We start from the raw sequence: 15,379 nt of genomic DNA on the forward strand, positions 1-15,379 counted from the left end.
AGCCCGGCCCCGCTGGCCCCGTCGGGCCCGGGCTCGGCGGGGCCGGGGCCGAGACAGACGGCATCGAGGTCGTCCTCGGCATGGTCAGCGATCTGGTCTTCGGGCCGGTGCTCACCTTCGGCCTCGCCGGGGACTACATGGACCTGCTCGACGACGTCGCCGTGCGGGTGACGCCGCTGTCCGACCGCGACGCCCGGGAGATGATCCGCTCGGTACGCGCCTTCCCGCTGCTCGACGGCTGGGGCGGCGCGCCCCGTGCGGACCTCGCCGCGCTGGAGGACACCCTGCTGCGCGTCTCGGCGCTCGTCGAGCACCTGCCCCGGGTGAACCGGCTGGAGCTGCGCCCGCTGCGGGTCCGCCCGGACGGCGGCGGCGTCGTGGCGCTCGCCGCCACCATCACCCTCGACGAACCGGAGCCCACGCCCAGCTAGCGCGTCGACCACGCTCGTTGGCGCAGCGGCCCCGCGGGTCAGCGGCCCTGGAACTCGGCCTTGCCGGGGCCGCGCTCGAGGAAGGACGTCATGCCGTGGGCGCGGTCCTCGGTGCCGAACGTCCAGACGAAGTGGCCGCGCTCGATCGCGAGGCCCGTCTCCAGGGGCACCTCCAGGCCCTCGTCGACGGCGAGCTTGAGCGCCCGCAGCGCCAGCGGCGGGCCGGCGGCGAAGGTCGCGGCCCGGGCGAGCGCCGCCGGGTACACCTCGGCGGCCGGCAGCACGGTGTCGACGAGGCCGATCCGCAGCGCCTCGTCGGCCCGCACCTGCCGGCCGGTGTACAGGATGTCCTTCGCGACGGCCGGCCCGACGAGGCGGGCGAGGCGCTGCGTGCCGCCGCCGCCGGGGATGGTGCCGAGCAGCACCTCCGGCAGGCCGAGCTTCGCGTTCTCGGCGGCCATCCGGAAGTCGCAGGAGAGCGCGATCTCCAGGCCGCCGCCGAGGGCGAAGCCGGTCAGCGCGGCGATCGTCGGCTTGCCCAGCGTCGCGAGGACCCCGAGGGAGTCCTGCAACCGGCGGACGTTCGCGACGATCGTCGGCAGGTCGGTGGTGGCCAGCTCCGACACGTCGGCGCCGGCGGCGAAGCTGCGCTCCCCGCCGTAGACCACCACCGCCCGCACGTCGTCGCGCCGAGCGGCCTCGGTGGCGGCCGCGACGAGCTCGGTGCGCATCGCGTCGTTCAGCGCGTTCACCGGCGGGCGGTCCAACCTGATGGTGCCGACGCCGTCGGCGACCTCCAGGCGCACGAACTCCGGCTGCGTCACTCTGCTCGTCCTCTCGGTCGATCCCTCGGTCGGTCGATCCTCGCTCGACTGACGCGCGTCAGTCGAGCAGTTCGACGCGGCCCGGGGCGACGACCCGGCCGCGCACGCCGACGGGCACCTTGTCGAGCTTCGCGGCCCGCGGCCCGGCGGTCGTGACGACGAGCTGGTCGTCGGCGCCGGTGTCGAGGCTCCACTCGGCCGCGTCGTATTCCAGCGGTTCGCCGGCCGTCAGGCCGACGGCCGCCACCGGCCCGATCCGGGCGAACACGCCCGGGGTGAGGCCGGCCGCGCGCAGCGTCTCCAGCGCGTCCGGGCGGGCCAGCAGGTGCGGCACGCGCTCGAGGGTGCCGAGCTGGTCCGAGTTCGACAGCGACTGGGCGATCTCCCCGGTCAGGCCGAGGACGACCCGGACCGGCAGCCGGCGGACGAACATCTCCGGGCGCCGGGCGTCCCAGCCCCACCGGTCCGCGTGCGCGACGGTGGCGCCCAGCGCGTTCGCGCCGCGGGTGAACGGCTCGATCCACGGCGACTCGAACAGCCCGCCGATCGCCAGCAGCGCGGCGCCGCGGCCCACGCCCCAGCCTTGCAGCCGCCCCGTCGCCCACGCCTGGTCACGGGCGAAGTCGTCATGGCTGATGTCGAACTCGACGGCCTCGCCGTCGACGTGGAAGCGGGCGATCCCCCACAGGGGCGCCGCTGGTAACCGGCCGACGGTCGCCATGAGAGAGCTGAACGTCATGCGGTCCTCCTCGGAGGTGTACGGGTGCTGGTGTGGGGGTCAGGACTTGGCGACACGGGGGACCTTGGCCGCCGAGCCGCGGCGCAGCAGCTGGTCGGCGGTCTCCGGCAGGATGTCGATGAGGTCGGCCGGGATGCGCAGTGTCGTCGACAGTCCCGCCGTCAGCCGACGGACCAGGTCACTCAGGTCGACCTGGGCGTCGCCGTCGTAGCCGACGCGGATCCGCAGCCGCTCGACCTCCCGCTGCGGCCGGATGATCTGGAACAGGCCGGTGGCCGTCTCGTCCTGCTGCTCGACGACGGCCCACACCTCCTGCGCCAGCACGGCCCGCCCCGCGACGACCGTCTCGTCACCGGCGCGACCGAGCACCCAGACGCGCGGCGAGGTCCGCCCGCACGGGCAGGTCGCCGTCGAGGCGCGCACCAGGTCGTCGGTGCGGTAGCGGATCAGCGGGTAGGTGTCGTTGTCCAGCGCGGTGACGACCAGCTCGCCGACCTCACCGTCGGGCACCGGGTTCCCGTCCGCGTCGAGCACCTCGACGAGGCACTCGTCCCAGTTGATGTGGAAGCCGTCGTGCTCGGAGCACTCCCAGGCCAGGCCCGTGTCCCCGGCGCTGGTGTAGACCCACAGGTCCAGGCCCCATTCGCGGGTCAGCTTCTCGCGCATCCGGGCGCCCAGCGGCTCGCCGGCGAAGGAGAACCCGACGAACGAGCTCATCAGCTCGCGGATGTCCTCCTGCGCGGCGAGGCGCTCCAGCTCGACCAGGTTCATGCTCATCAGCTGGCAGTACGTCGGCCGGTGCCGGCGGATCACGTCGGCCACCTCGCCGACCCAGTTGCCCATCCAGGTGTCGACCAGGATGGGCACCACGCCCATGGCCCGCGAGCCGTCCTCGATGTAGCCGCGGAACGCCGCCGCGCTGCACAGCACCTTGTCGCCGGGGCGCACGCCCATCTCCCACAGCGAGCGCAGGTAGGCCGTCGGGAGCGGCGCGGCGGCCTGCCCGGTCCAGCGCTCGACGAAGAACGTCGGGTCGCCCGTCGTCCCCGAGCTCGCGGTCACCGTCGTGACGTCGGCCGGGTCAACCGTCAGCAGGCCACCGAAGGCGTCGCCGGTGCGGTCACGCCAGGCCCGGATCGAGTCCTTGTTCATGAACGGCACGCGGGCGAAGAAGTCCTCGAGCGAGGTGATCTCACCTGGCGAGATGCCCGCCGCGGCGAACGACTCGCCGTGCAGCGCCGAGCGTTCCTGCGCCAGGCGGGCCAGGTCGACGACCCGCCGCTGCTGCTCCGCACGGATCCGCCCGATCGGCGCGGTCTCCACCTCCGGCTCCAGCAGCCGGGACGTGGCCCCGGCGGCTGTCCGCAGGGCGCTCACCGTGGTCACTGCGTGTACCTCCGGTACCTGATCGACTGGTCGACGTCACACCAACGGGCATCCAACGCCACAACAGCGGGCACGGTCAGGACGGCTGCTTGTCCAGCTGCAGCGAGCGACCGACGATCTCCTTCATGATCTCGTTGCTGCCAGCGTAGATGCGCTGCACCCGACTGTCGCGCCACAGCCTGGCGATCTCGTACTCGTTCATGTAACCGTAGCCGCCGAACAGCTGCAGGCAGCGGTCGACGACCTGGTTCTGCACGTCCGTCGTCCACTGCTTGAGCCCGGCGGCGTCCTCGGGCGACAGGTTGCCCTCCAGGTGCTCGACGACGGCCTTGTCGACGTACGCCTGCGCGACCTCGCACAGCGTCTTGACCTCGGCGAGCTCGAAGCGGGTGTTCTGGAACGCGCCGAGAGGCTGGCCGAACACCTGGCGCTCGCGGACGTAGTCCACGGTGATCTTCAGCGCCCGCCACATCGTCCCGATGGCCGACACCCCGGCTCCGAGGCGCTCCTGCGGCAGGTTGCGCATCAGGTAGCCGAATCCCCGGCCCTCCTCGCCCAGCAGGTTGGCCGCCGGCACCCGCACGTCGCGGAAGAACAGCTCGGCGGTGTCGTGCGAGCGCTGGCCCACCTTGTCCAGGTGGCGGCCGCGCTCGAAGCCGGGCATCCCGTCCTCGACGACGATCAGGCTCACGCCCTTGTGCCGCAGCTCGGGATCCGTCTTGACCGCGACGATGACCTTGTCCGAGAGCAGCCCGCTGGTGATGAAGGTCTTCGCGCCGTTGACGATGTAGCTGTCGCCGTCGCGCACGGCGGTGGCCCGGATCGAGCCCACGTCGCTGCCGGCGCCGGGCTCACTGATCGCCAGCGCCCAGATCGTGTCGCCGGACACGGAGCCGGGCAGCCAGCGCGCCTTCTGCTCGTCGTTGCTGAGGTCGATCAGGTACGGCGGCATGACGTCGTTCTGCATGCCGAAGGCGATGCCGGCGGTGCCGGTGGCGTAGAGCTCCTCGGCGAGCACCTGGGAGTACCGGTAGTCGCGGATACCCTGGCCGCCGAACTCCTCCGGGGCCTCCCACAGCAGCATGCCGGCGGCACCCGCCCTGCGCCACACCTCGCGGTCCGCGCGCCCGGCCTTCTCCCACTCCTCGGCGTGCGGCGCGGCCTCCCGGAGGAAGAACGAGCGGCACAGGTCGCGGAAGGCCTCATGCTCGGCCTCGAAGTGAGTTCGTCGCACTTTGCGTACCTCTCGCTACTCTTCGCAGACGATCGCCGCCGGACGCGACGCGCGGCCCCGCCTGGAGCCGGCGGGGGTGGCGGCACCCTCCCACCTTAACGGCAAACTTCGATTAATTGTCTATCTGATTTGAAGATAGAGTCGGTTCCAGACGGGGTGGCCCGGGTCGCGCCGCCGACGGCGGGATCCCGGCATTCGGCGACCGCGGACCGGCAATCGGGCAGTCTGTCCGAGGGCTCCCACGGCCGGCCCACCCTACGGCCGCGATCACCCGCCCCGAAAGGCCCCACATGTCCGATCTGTACGCCGACTACCCCTCGCTGCGCCTCGAGCGGCCCGAGCCCGGGATCCTCGAGATCGTCTTCGACGCCCCCGGCCTGAACGCCGTCACCCCGCGGGCCCACCGCGACATCGCCGAGATCTGGAAGACGATCGACCGCGACGACGAGACCGACGTCGTGCTCGTCCGCGGGGAGGGCAAGGGGTTCTCCTCGGGCGGCAGCTTCGAGACCCTCGAGGGCATGATCGGCGACTACGAGACCCGCACCCGGGTGATGCGGGAGGCCCGCGACCTCGTCTACAACATCATCAACTGTTCCAAGCTGGTCGTCTCGGCGATGCACGGCCCGGCCGTCGGCGCCGGCCTGGTCGTCGGGATCATGGCGGACGTCTCGATCGCGGCGAAGACCGCGCGCATCCTCGACGGCCACACCCGCCTCGGCGTCACCGCCGGTGACCACGCCGTGATCAGCTGGCCGCTGCACGCCGGCATGGCCAAGGCGAAGTACTACCTGCTCACCAACGACGTGCTGACCGGCGAGGAGGCCGAGCGGATCGGCCTGGTGTCGCTGACCGTCGACGAGGCCGACCTGCGCGAGACCGCCCTCGGCGTCGCCCGCAAGCTGATGGCCGTCTCGCCGGCCGCCGCCCGCTGGACGAAGCAGTCGCTGAACAACTGGTACCGCGCGATGGGCCCGACGTTCGACGCGTCGCTGGCCCTGGAGTTCTACGGCTTCGGCAGCCCCGACCCGGCCGAGGGCATGGCGGCGATCCGGGAGCGGCGCGACCCCCGCTTCACCGGCCCCACCGGCGACGGGCCGGTACCCGCCGTCTGACCTGCGGCGGCGCCGCCCGGCGGGCCCGAGCGGCGCCGCCGGTCCGCACGGACCGCGTTTCGGCCTGGATGGCCCCTGGCGGGCAGGTCCCGGATGACCAGGTCCCGGATGACAATGTCCCGGATGACAATGTCCGGACGGCAATGTCCGGATGACAATGTCCGGACGACACTCCGGGCGGCCGGCCCTCGCCGCCGTAGGCTTGGAATCCGCCGCGGGGAGACCTCTGCCGCTCACAGGAAGACATCGACCACGTGACCTCGATCGACCACATCCGTGTCCCGAAGGCCGGTGAGCTCGTCGCCAGCCAGCTCCGCCGCCAGATCGTGCGCGGGGAGCTGGTCGCCGGAACCATGCTGCCGACCGAGGCGATCCTCATGCAGCGATTCGGGGTGTCCCGCCCGACGCTACGCGAGGCCATCCGGATGCTGGAGGCCGACGGGCTCATCACGGTCATCCGCGGCTCGCGGGGCGGCGCCCGCGTCCAGGTGCCCGACCCGGCGTCGCTCGCCCGCCAGGCCGGCGCGGTCCTGCAGCACCGCCACGCCAGCCTGAAGGACGTCTACGACATCCGCACCCTGCTCGAGACGCAGGCCGCCGGCATGGCCGCACGCTCGCGCACCCCCGAGAAGATCGCCCGCCTCGAGGAGCTGCTCGCCGCCGAGGAGCGGGCCGTCGAGGGCGAGCACGACGCCTTCCTCGCCGCCGACGAGGCGCTGCACCTCGGCGTGGTCGGGCTGGCCGGCAGCACCACCCTGGAGCTGCTCGTGCGGATGCTCTACGCCGTCGTCGAGTCCGCGAACATCGCGAGCTCCCTGTCGTCACCGGCCCCGCAGGCCGAGCTCGCCATACGCGTGCGCACCCACCGCAGCCACGCCAAGCTGGTCCGGCTCGTGCGCGAGGGCACCGCGGAGGAGGTCGAGCAGTACTGGAACCGGCACCTGCGCTCGGTCAGCGAGTACCTGCTCTCCGACATCCCCGCCGAGTCCGTCGTCGACCTGATGAGCTGAGCGCCCCGCCCCTCCCCGCGGCGCCGCTCGGCGGCCCCGCGGGTCAGCGGCGACCGGTGGGCAGGGCGGCGGGGTGCAGGTCCCAGGATCGCTCGACGGAGTCCGCGTGCTCGCCGAGCAGGGGCGGGCGCAGGAACTCCACCGGTCCCGCGGCCGGCCAGCGAAACGGCGGGCCGACCAGGGTGATGGTGCCAAGCCTCGGATGGTCCACGGCGCGCAGGGCGTGGCGGGCGCGCAGGTGCGGCTCGGCGGCGATGTCACTCGCGGCGGCGGACAGCCCGGCCGGCACCCCCGCGGCGCGCAGCGCGTCGACCACCTCGGCCGCGTCCCGGTCCGCGACGAACGCGGCGACCAGCCCGTCGACCTCGGCCCGGCGATCCAGCCGGGTGTCGAGATCGCGCAGCGCCGGGTCGACCGCCGCCGGCCCGAGCAGCGGCGCGAGGCCCTCCCACTCGGCCCGGGTGCGCACCCCGACGGCGACCCAGCGTCCGTCACGAGCCTGGTAGCAGTCGTAGGGCGCGGCGCGGTCGAGCAGGTTGCCGTTGCGGTTGGGCCGCCCGCCCCGCGACGCCTGCAGCACCAGATGCCCCTGCAGGCAGACCAGCACGTCGCGGGCCGCGGCGTCCACGGTGACCCCACCGCCCCCGCCGAGGACGTCGAACAGCCCGGCCAGCACGCCGAGGCAGCCGTTCGTGCCGGCACGCAGGTCGTTGGTGTCGCGGATGTCCGAGGGCGGGGCGTCGGGGTAGCCGGTCATCGCGCCGAGCCCGCCCTCGGCGTTGAACACCGACGCGTAGCCCGGGCGGTTCGCGTCCAGGGCGTCGGTGCCGAACCCGGACAGGGCCAGCACGACCAGGCGCGGGTTGTGCCGGTGCAGCACCTCGTCGTCGATGCCGAGCCGGGCGCGCACCCCGGGCCGGTAGTTCTCGACCAGCACGTCGGCCTGTTCGACCATCCGCAGCAGCAGGTCGTGGCCCTCGTCGCTCTTCAGGTCGGCGATGACGGACCGCTTGTCCTGGTTGAGGTCCATGAACCGGATCGACGAGTCGAGGTCCGCGCCCGGGTCGCTCATGTTGCGGCGGAACAGGTCGGGATTGCGCGGCGACTCGACCCGCACCACGTCGGCGCCGAGGAAGGCCAGCAGCTCCGTCGTGTACGGGCCGGCGGCCACCCAGGTCAGGTCGACGACACGCAGCCCCGCCAGCGGCAGCGCCGCCCGCCCGGCGGCGGTCGCGTCGGCACCGTTCGCCGACCCGGCGCCGTGCAGCGTCCCGGTCCCGTTCTGGGTGGCGGCGCCGTTCAGGGTCGCGGCGCCGTTCAGGGTCGCGGCGCCGTTCGGGTTCGCGGGGTTGGGATCACGGCGCGTGACGACGAACGGGCGGACCGGGGCGATGCCGCCGCCGGGGACGTCGCCGAACAGGTCGCGGGAGGCGATCGCCGCGTCGTGGGCGAGCTCGGCGGGTTCCAGGAACGGGCCGCCGGGGCAGCCGGCCTCCAGCAGCACCGCGCGGACCTCGGCGCGCGAGCAGCCGCGGGTCCACCGCTCCAGCTCCGCGGTGAGCTCGTCGGCGTTGGTGTAGCGCACGCCGCGGTCGGCGAAGCGGGGGTCGTCGGCGAGCTCGGGGCGGCCCATCACCCGACAGAACGACTGCCAGTGCCGCTCCTCGACCGGCCGGATCGCGACCCAGCCGTCCTGGCAGCGCAGCGCGCCGGCGTAGTCGTAGCCGCGGTAGTTGCGGTCGTAGTCGACGCCCTCGAACAGGGCGCGCGACAGCGTCGTGCGGTTCAGCCCGCACTCGACCTCGGTACCGGACACCTCGACCAGCCCGCCGCCGCGGCCGCGGCGCCAGCCGACCAGCGCGGCCATGGCGGCCACCGCCGCCGTCAGGCCGGTGTCGTGGTCGGCGAGGAAGCGGCCGGGACGGACCGGCGGGCGGTCGGGGAACAGCCGGTAGACGTTCTCGCTCGGCAGCGTCGCACCCTCGCCGGCGGCGTGGTAGACGGTGAGCTCGCAGGCGGGATCGTCGGCGCCCGGACCGGACAGCCCGCGCGGGGTGACCGAGACGATGACCAGGTCCGGCCGCTCCCGGGTGAGCGCGTCGAGGTCGAGCCCGAGGGCGGCGAGCTCGCCAGGGGTGTGGTCGTCGACGAGGAGCCGGGCCCCGGCGAGCTCCCGGCGGAGTACTGCGAGGTAGGCCTCATCTGCGGCGACACGCCCGTCGGCGGCGGCATGCCCGTCGGCGGCGACACGGTGGATGGCCTTGCCGCGGTTCGCGTCGTCGTAGAGGCAGCGGGCGTCCGAGGCCGGCCCGTCGTCGAGTTCGAGGAGTGGCTCTCCGTCACGAGGCTCGATGCGGACGACGTCGGCACCGAGCCAGGACAGGAGCTGGGCACACCAGGGAGCGGCTACCCACCGCCCGGTGTCGACGACCCTCAACCCGGCCAACGGCAGGTACCGCTGTTCCATCTACCAACCCTCCCGAACAACAATCGTACTAACGATATATCTCTTTTACCGAGCAAAGCCAACCCCTAGCCTCGGACTCCTACCCGATACGCAGGATTCATCACGCAGAGCAACCGAAAAGGCCGTTTCGCCCGCCCGCGAGAAACGGTGGCATGACGCGCGACATAGCCGAATAATTCAGCTCGATGTCTCGTCGACGTCCGCGACCAGTGCCGCCGCCGTCACATGGGAGGTTTGCGATGAGGTTCAGGGTCGAGGGGGACACCCCGCCGCCGATTCTGGTCGAGGCCGCCGCCGCCTACTCCTCGCGTTGCTGCGAGGGCATGCTCGATCTGTGGCGCGACGCCGTGGGCTACTGGCAGGCGACGATGACGCACGACCTGGGCTGTCCCGGCTGGGAGCCGGCCGCACCGAGGCTGCGGCGTGGGCTCGCGCCCGCCGTGGGACGCGGCTTCGCACCCGCCGCGGGATGCGGCGGCGCGTCCTTCGCGGCCGCGGTGCCGGCGGACGACGGCGGCCCGCCGCGCGTCTCCGACTCGATGCCCGCCGGCAACCTGCCCGGATTCTCCTAGCCGCGCGCCGAGTGTCGATCTTCGCGACCATCTCGGCCGAGTTCGGCGGTCCCGCTGGGACTGCGCCGGGGGTCCACCGCACCCCATAAGCCGCATATCCGGCGCCCTTCCCGCCGGTGGGAAGGGCGTGCGCGGGACAGCGGCACCGTGCCGCGAATTCGCGGTTCCCCGCCCGTTTTGCCCCGGATTATGCGACACGGCCTACCGTGCCGGCGGCACCGTGCCGCGAACACGGCGTGTCACGTCCGTTTCGTCCCCGTCGACACGACACAGGACCGCCGCGATCAGCCACATCGCGGTCACGGCGCCGTCGCGGCGACGCGCGGCACCGGGCTCGTCTGACGTTGTGCACCCTGCCAGCCACGGATGATCACCGCGACCGGCAAGATCGCGCGTTCCCGCGGGAACGCGCGGAGCCCCGAACGCACCGCCAGGAACGGCAGGACCCCGGGACCGGATGGGGTACCGGGGTCGCGGGTGGGTCGCCGTCCTAGCGGGGCAGGCCCAGGATGCGCTCGCCGACGATCGAGCGCTGGATCTGGTTGGCGCCGCCGTAGATCGTCTCCGCGCGGCTGGTGAGGAAGCTGTTCTGGAACAGGTCGAGCCCGTAGTCCTCGCCGACGACCTCGGCGGCCGGCCCGAGCAGGAGCATCTCCAGCTCGCCGAGCGAACGGTGCCACTCCGACCACTGCAGCTTGGAGATCGACGACTCCTCGTTCAGCGTGCCGGTGCGCATCAGCGAGGTGATCATCCGCATGTTGGTGTACCGGATGACCTCGAGGCCGATCCAGGCCTCCGCGAGCTTCTGGCGGACGAGCGGGTCCTTCGTGCGCCCGCGGTCCTTGAGCACCGCGATCAGGTCGCGCAGCTCGCGCTCGAACATGTACTGGTAGGGCAGCGTGGTCAGCAGCCGCTCGGAGCCGACCGTCCCCATCGCGACCTTCCAGCCGCCGTTGAGCGGGCCGACGACCAGGTCCGCCTTCGTCCTGGCGTCGCTGAAGAAGACCTCGCAGAACTCCATGGTGCCGGCGAGGGTCTGGATCGGCCGGATGTCGACGCCCGGCTGGTCCGCCGGGATGAGCAGCATCGAGATGCCGCGGTGCGCCGGCGCGTCCGGGTCGGTGCGGCACAGGACGTAGAGCCAGTCGGCGTAGGCGCCGAAGGTCGTCCAGATCTTCTGGCCGTTGATGACCCACTCGTCGCCGTCGCGCACCGCCTTCGTGCGCAGGCTGGCGAGGTCCGAGCCGGAGCCGGGCTCGGAGAAGCCCTGCGCCCAGAACTCCTCCGCCGCGGTGATCTTCGGCAGGAAACGCGCCTTCAGCTCGTCGGACCCGTGGTGCAGCAGCGTCGGGCCGAACAGGTCGCGGCCCTGGGTGCCGACCCAGTACGGCGCCGCGGCGGTCGCGTGCTCCTGCAGGAAGACGATCTCCTGCGCGAGCGTGCCACCCCGGCCCCCGTACTCGGTCGGCCAGCTGATGTTGAGCAGCTTCGCCTCGGCGAGCTTGCGCTCCCAGGCCAGCCGGACCTCCCAGTGGACGGGATCCGCCGGGCCGCCGACCCCGCGGGCCGCCGCGAACTCACCGACGAGGTTCTCGGCCAACCACTGCCGGACCTCAGCCCGGAACTCCGCTTCCGCCGGTGTATCCCGCAGATCCACGTCCACTCCAGGCTGTCTCGTCGGCTCGAATCAGGTTAACAGGTTAGATGGTTCGCGCTCAGAAAAGGTCACCTCCGGTAGCGGACGCCGTCGTGCCGTGGCGCTCGTAGGCCTTGAGCACCGCGCGCCCGATCGACCACTTGTGCACCTCGTCCGGGCCGTCGACCAGACGCTGCTGCCGAGCCTCGACGTACCAGGCCGCCAGCGGCGTGTCGAGGGTGTAGCCGAGGGAGCCGTGGATCTGCAGCGCGGTGTCGACGACGTTGTGCAGCATGTGCGCGATGTAGTTCTTCGCGATCGAGTTCTCCTGCCGCAGGTCGAGCCCGCGCTCGGCGCGGTAGGCGATGTGCATGATCATGAGTCGGCTGAGGTAGAGCTGCTCGGCGCAGTCCGCGAGCATGAACTGGACGCCCTGCCGGTCGGCCACCCGCTTGCCGAAGGTCTCCCGCTCCAGCGCCCGCGCCGCGGCCAGGTCCAGCGCCGCCTGCGCCTTGGCCAGGCTCCACATGCCGTGGCGCAGCCGGCCGTAGCCCAGGCGCAGCTGGCCGGTGGCGAAGCCGCCGCCGACCTCGCCGATCACGTTCTCGTGCGGGACGACGAGATTCTCGATGCGGACCTCGGCGTGGCCCATCGTCCCCTCGCCCTCGAAGGATGGCTCGAACGGCTCGCTCATCACCGGGATGTCGCGCACGATCCGGTAGCCCGGGTTCGGCAGCTCGACGAGGAACGTCGTGAACTGCCGGTGGCGGGGGCCCTCCTCATCGGTGCGGGCCATCACCAGGGCGAGGTCGGAGTAGCTGGCGCCGCTGGAGAACCACTTCTCGCCGTTGAGGACCCAGGTGTCGCCGTCACGCACCGCGGTGGTGCGCATGCCGGTGGCATCGGCGCCGGCGGCCCGCTCGGTCATCGAGAAGCAGATCCGCTTCTCCGCCTCGACCAGCGGGCGCAGGTACCTCTCCTTCTGCTCCGGCGTGCCGAGCTCGGCGAGGGTGAGCATGGTGGCGTCCTGCGGCCCCATGCAGTTCATCGCCCAGGCGGCCAGGTAGGTGAACGAGCGGCCGACCTCGACCTGCACGACCGCGTTCGCCAGCGGCCCGAGGCCCATCCCGCCGTACTCGACCGGGATGAACGGCGCCCACAGGCCCTGCTTGCGGGCCTCGACCCGCAGCTCGGCGACGATGTCGAAGAACGGCCGGGTGCCGACCTGCGGCTCCGCCGGGAGCACGTGCTCGTCGATGAAGGCGGCGACCTTCGCGCGCAGCGCCCTGACGTCGTCGGGAAGCTCGAAATCGATCATTGTCCGTCCCTCAGCTCATCTGCCGGTAGGTGCCGCCGTCGACCCGGACGAGGACGCCGGTGATCCACGCGGACGCCTCGCTGGCCAGCCACAGCGCGGTGCCGACGAAGTCGCGGGGCTGGCCGACCCGGCCGAGCTTCACCGACTCGGCGACCCGCTCCCACATCCGCTCGTCCCAGACCGCGGCGATGTCGGTCGCCACCGCGCCGGGCAGGATTCCGTTGGCGCGCACGGTCGGGCCGTACGCGTCGGCCAGGCCGATGGTCAGGGCGTTCAGCCCCGCCTTGGCACAGGCGTAGACCAGCTCGTCGGCGCCGGGGCGCAGCGAGCCGATGGTGCTCACATTGATGATCGAGCCGCCGCCGGCCGCCGCCATCCGGGCCCCGATCACCGACGACAGCCGGAACGGCCCCTTGAGGTTGACCGCGGTGACCTTGTCCCAGTACTCCTCGGTGATCCCCTCGAGGGTCGGGTACAGCGGCGACATGCCGGCGTTGTTGACCAGCACGTCGCAGCGGCCGAACGTGTCGTAGACGGTGTCGACGAGCCGGTCGCAGTCGGCCCAGCGGCCGACGTGGGTGCCGACGGCCAGCGCCCGGCGCCCGGTCGCCTTCTCGACCTCCGCCGCCACCTCCTGGCAGGTCTCCAGCTTGCGGGAGGCGATGACGACGTCGGCGCCGGCCGCGGCGAGCCCGAGGGTGATCGCCCGCCCGATGCCGCGGCTGCCGCCAGTCACCACGGCGACCTGGCCGCTCAGGTCGAACAGGCCACTCAGCTCGGCGAGCGTCGTCGCCGTCGGCATCGCCTCCTCGCCCGGTCCCGGCCGCGCTGGCTCCGGCCGCGCTGGCTCCGGCCGCGCTGGCTCCGGCTGCGCTGGCTCCGGCTGCGCTGTGCTCACTGGTCCTCCAAGGTCCGCGGACGTGCGCCGTCCACGCTGTCGAATCCGGCGATGACCAGCGCCAACGCGGTGCTCATCGCGGTGGTCGGGTCGCTCTCGCCGCCGGCGGCCGTCCACTCGTCCCACACCGCGCTCGCGACCGCGACCATCGCCGCCGTCACCACCCGCGGCCGCGGATCCGTGGTCGGGTCGACGCCCATCCGGTCGGCGAGCAACCGGGCGATCTCCGCGTTGTGGGCGGCCCGCTCGCCGTGCAGGCGCGCCTGCAGCGCGGGGGCCGAGGCCACCACGCGCGACCACCGCACGACCGTCCGCCGGCCGGCGGGCGGCACGGCGCAGGTGACCATGAACGCGTTGCGCAGCGCGGTCACCGGCCCCTCCGCCGCCGGCCGGGCGGCGAGCGCCACGATGAGCCGGTCCTGGACCCGCCGGTCGTAGGCGAGCAGGACGTCGTCCTTGCCGCGGAAGTAGCGGAAGAACGTCCGCTGCGAGATGCCGGCGGCGGCCGCGATCTCGTCGACCGAGACGGCGAGGCCGCGCTCGCTGAACAGTTCCAGCGCGGCGCGCTCGATCTGGCGGGAGACCTCGCGGCGGCGCAGCTCGTGGATGTCGACGCTGCGCCACTCGGGCGGCCCCGCGTCGTCCGCGACCGCCGCGGGATCGTCGGAGGCCACCGCGATCACGTCCGCTCTCCGCGGGCGAACATCGCCGCCGACCGCATGCAGCGGTCGATCATCTCCTTCGGGATCCGGCTCGGGGTGCCCCTGGTGACGCTGCGCGCGTAGCTGCCCTCGAGGATGACCGCCAGCTTGAACAGCGCCAGCGCCTCGTAGTACGCGAGCGCGGACAGGTCCCGGCCGGTGCGCTCGCCGTAGCGGGCGGCGAGCTCGGCGCGTCGGGGCAGGCCGACCCGGTTCTCGATGTCGATCGACAGCGCCGGCTCCTCGCCGGGGTCCGACCAGCGGGCGAGCAGGTGGCCGAGGTCGAGCAGCGGGTCACCGATCGTCCCGGTGTCCCAGTCGATGACGGCGGCCAGCCGGGTCGTCTCCGTCGGCGAGGCCATCACGTTGAACGGGCTGTAGTCGCCGTGGATGATCCCGGCCGGGCTCATCTCGGGCCGGTTGCGCTCCAGCCAGTCCGCGAGGAACGTCTCCTCGGGCAGCTCGCGGACGCGGTAGCGCTCCAGCTGCTTGAGCCAGCGGGCCACCTGGCGCTCCAGGAACCCCTCGGGCCGGCCCAGCCCGTCGAGGCCGCGGGCCTGCCAGTCGAGGGAGCCGAGGTCCGCGATGGCGTCGATCATCGCGAAGGCGAGGTCGCGCTGGGCGGCGGCGGTGTCGTACGGCGCCGGCAGCACGCCGGTGGGCGTGTACCCGTCGACCCGGCCCATCATCAGGAACGACGCGCCGATCACGGCGGTGTCCTCGCACAGCAGCAGCGGCCGCGGGTGCGGGACGGGGCTGTCCTCCAGCGCGGTGAGGATCCGCCACTCGCGCACCATGTCGGAGGCGCCGGGCGCGTTGATCACCGCGGGCGGGCGGCGCAGCACCCAGGTCTGCCCGGCGCGGCGCACCCAGAACAGCGCGTTGCCGATCCCGGTCGCCAGGCCCATCCGCTCGATCTCCAGCGGCTCGCCCGCGCCGGGCAGCCGGTCTGCGATCCAGGCGGCCAGCACCGCCGGGTCGATCGACGGTTCGGTCATCGGATTTGCGCCGTGGATACTCCGACCTTCAGGTCGGAGAGGAAACGGTG

At 72.7% G+C, this 15,379-nt stretch carries 14 protein-coding genes; 4 read left to right on the forward strand and 10 right to left on the reverse strand.

Annotated elements, in window-relative coordinates; translation table 11 throughout:
* A partial coding sequence (locus tag C1A33_RS08240) for an acetate--CoA ligase family protein (protein WP_207770216.1) occupies positions 1-431 on the forward strand: 431 nt, incomplete at its 5' end.
* Between the two features lie 38 nt (positions 432-469).
* On the opposite strand, the gene C1A33_RS08245 is transcribed toward C1A33_RS08240, so the two are convergent.
* The 4 genes from C1A33_RS08245 to C1A33_RS08260 all read right to left on the reverse strand — a co-directional run bounded on the left by C1A33_RS08245 (position 470) and on the right by C1A33_RS08260 (position 4,614).
* Positions 470-1,255 carry an enoyl-CoA hydratase/isomerase family protein gene (locus C1A33_RS08245; protein ID WP_207770217.1) on the reverse strand — a complete coding sequence of 262 codons (786 nt, stop codon included), beginning with the start codon at positions 1,253-1,255 and terminating at the stop codon, positions 470-472.
* Between the two features lie 58 nt (positions 1,256-1,313).
* Complete coding sequence (locus tag C1A33_RS08250) at positions 1,314-1,994, reverse strand: hypothetical protein (RefSeq protein WP_101830924.1); 681 nt, start codon at positions 1,992-1,994, stop codon at positions 1,314-1,316.
* Between the two features lie 39 nt (positions 1,995-2,033).
* Positions 2,034-3,380, reverse strand: coding sequence for a phenylacetate--CoA ligase family protein (locus tag C1A33_RS08255; RefSeq protein WP_101830925.1), 1,347 nt, complete (start codon positions 3,378-3,380; stop codon positions 2,034-2,036).
* Positions 3,381-3,456: 76 nt separating this feature from the next.
* The gene (locus C1A33_RS08260) at positions 3,457-4,614 is read right to left on the reverse strand and encodes an acyl-CoA dehydrogenase family protein (RefSeq protein WP_101830926.1); all 1,158 of its coding nucleotides are present in this window, start codon (positions 4,612-4,614) and stop codon (positions 3,457-3,459) included.
* 290 nt (positions 4,615-4,904) lie between these two features.
* Here C1A33_RS08260 and C1A33_RS08265 point away from each other — a divergent pair, with 290 nt between their 5' ends.
* Both C1A33_RS08265 and C1A33_RS08270 read left to right on the forward strand, forming a co-directional pair.
* Positions 4,905-5,729: an enoyl-CoA hydratase/isomerase family protein gene (locus C1A33_RS08265; RefSeq protein ID WP_101830927.1), complete on the forward strand. Its 825-nt coding sequence runs from the start codon at positions 4,905-4,907 to the stop codon at positions 5,727-5,729.
* 254 nt (positions 5,730-5,983) lie between these two features.
* Positions 5,984-6,739: a FadR/GntR family transcriptional regulator gene (locus tag C1A33_RS08270; RefSeq protein WP_243407321.1), complete on the forward strand. Its 756-nt coding sequence runs from the start codon at positions 5,984-5,986 to the stop codon at positions 6,737-6,739.
* A gap of 43 nt (positions 6,740-6,782) precedes the next feature.
* Here C1A33_RS08270 and C1A33_RS08275 read toward each other — a convergent pair whose 3' ends face one another.
* Positions 6,783-9,206: a CaiB/BaiF CoA-transferase family protein gene (locus C1A33_RS08275; protein ID WP_101830928.1), complete on the reverse strand. Its 2,424-nt coding sequence runs from the start codon at positions 9,204-9,206 to the stop codon at positions 6,783-6,785.
* Between the two features lie 239 nt (positions 9,207-9,445).
* On the opposite strand from C1A33_RS08275, the gene C1A33_RS08280 reads away from it, so the two are divergent.
* Positions 9,446-9,778: a hypothetical protein gene (locus tag C1A33_RS08280; protein ID WP_101830929.1), complete on the forward strand. Its 333-nt coding sequence runs from the start codon at positions 9,446-9,448 to the stop codon at positions 9,776-9,778.
* Positions 9,779-10,268: 490 nt separating this feature from the next.
* On the opposite strand, the gene C1A33_RS08285 is transcribed toward C1A33_RS08280, so the two are convergent.
* The 5 genes from C1A33_RS08285 to C1A33_RS08305 all read right to left on the reverse strand — a co-directional run bounded on the left by C1A33_RS08285 (position 10,269) and on the right by C1A33_RS08305 (position 15,329).
* Positions 10,269-11,435, reverse strand: coding sequence for an acyl-CoA dehydrogenase family protein (locus C1A33_RS08285; protein ID WP_101830935.1), 1,167 nt, complete (start codon positions 11,433-11,435; stop codon positions 10,269-10,271).
* 58 nt (positions 11,436-11,493) lie between these two features.
* On the reverse strand, positions 11,494-12,732 hold the full coding sequence (locus C1A33_RS08290; RefSeq protein ID WP_101830930.1) for an acyl-CoA dehydrogenase family protein: 1,239 nt from the start codon (positions 12,730-12,732) through the stop codon (positions 11,494-11,496).
* Between the two features lie 10 nt (positions 12,733-12,742).
* Positions 12,743-13,534 (reverse strand): SDR family NAD(P)-dependent oxidoreductase, encoded by a 792-nt coding sequence (locus C1A33_RS08295; protein ID WP_101830931.1) that lies wholly within the window; start codon positions 13,532-13,534, stop codon positions 12,743-12,745.
* Positions 13,535-13,626: 92 nt separating this feature from the next.
* Positions 13,627-14,313 carry a TetR family transcriptional regulator gene (locus C1A33_RS08300; protein ID WP_165818287.1) on the reverse strand — a complete coding sequence of 229 codons (687 nt, stop codon included), beginning with the start codon at positions 14,311-14,313 and terminating at the stop codon, positions 13,627-13,629.
* A complete protein-coding gene (locus tag C1A33_RS08305; RefSeq protein ID WP_101830933.1) occupies positions 14,310-15,329 on the reverse strand; it encodes a phosphotransferase family protein in 1,020 nt (339 codons plus the stop codon). The genes C1A33_RS08300 and C1A33_RS08305 overlap by 4 nt, the downstream gene beginning before the upstream one ends.
* Between the last annotated feature and the right edge of the window lie 50 nt (positions 15,330-15,379).

Origin of the sequence: Frankia canadensis (genome assembly GCF_900197875.1) — a bacterium.
Classification (GTDB): domain Bacteria; phylum Actinomycetota; class Actinomycetes; order Frankiales; family Frankiaceae; genus Frankia; species Frankia canadensis.

Excerpts from the sequence above, each read along its gene's own strand:
- C1A33_RS08250 (WP_101830924.1), bottom strand. The coding sequence starts at position 1,994 with ATGACGTTCAGCTCTCTCATGGCGACCGTCGGCCGGTTACCAGCGGCG.
- C1A33_RS08265 (WP_101830927.1), top strand. The coding sequence starts at position 4,905 with ATGTCCGATCTGTACGCCGACTACCCCTCGCTGCGCCTCGAGCGGCCC.
- C1A33_RS08275 (WP_101830928.1), bottom strand. The coding sequence starts at position 9,206 with ATGGAACAGCGGTACCTGCCGTTGGCCGGGTTGAGGGTCGTCGACACC.
- C1A33_RS08280 (WP_101830929.1), top strand. The coding sequence starts at position 9,446 with ATGAGGTTCAGGGTCGAGGGGGACACCCCGCCGCCGATTCTGGTCGAG.
- C1A33_RS08290 (WP_101830930.1), bottom strand. The coding sequence starts at position 12,732 with ATGATCGATTTCGAGCTTCCCGACGACGTCAGGGCGCTGCGCGCGAAG.
- C1A33_RS08295 (WP_101830931.1), bottom strand. The coding sequence starts at position 13,534 with ATGCCGACGGCGACGACGCTCGCCGAGCTGAGTGGCCTGTTCGACCTG.
- C1A33_RS08305 (WP_101830933.1), bottom strand. The coding sequence starts at position 15,329 with ATGACCGAACCGTCGATCGACCCGGCGGTGCTGGCCGCCTGGATCGCA.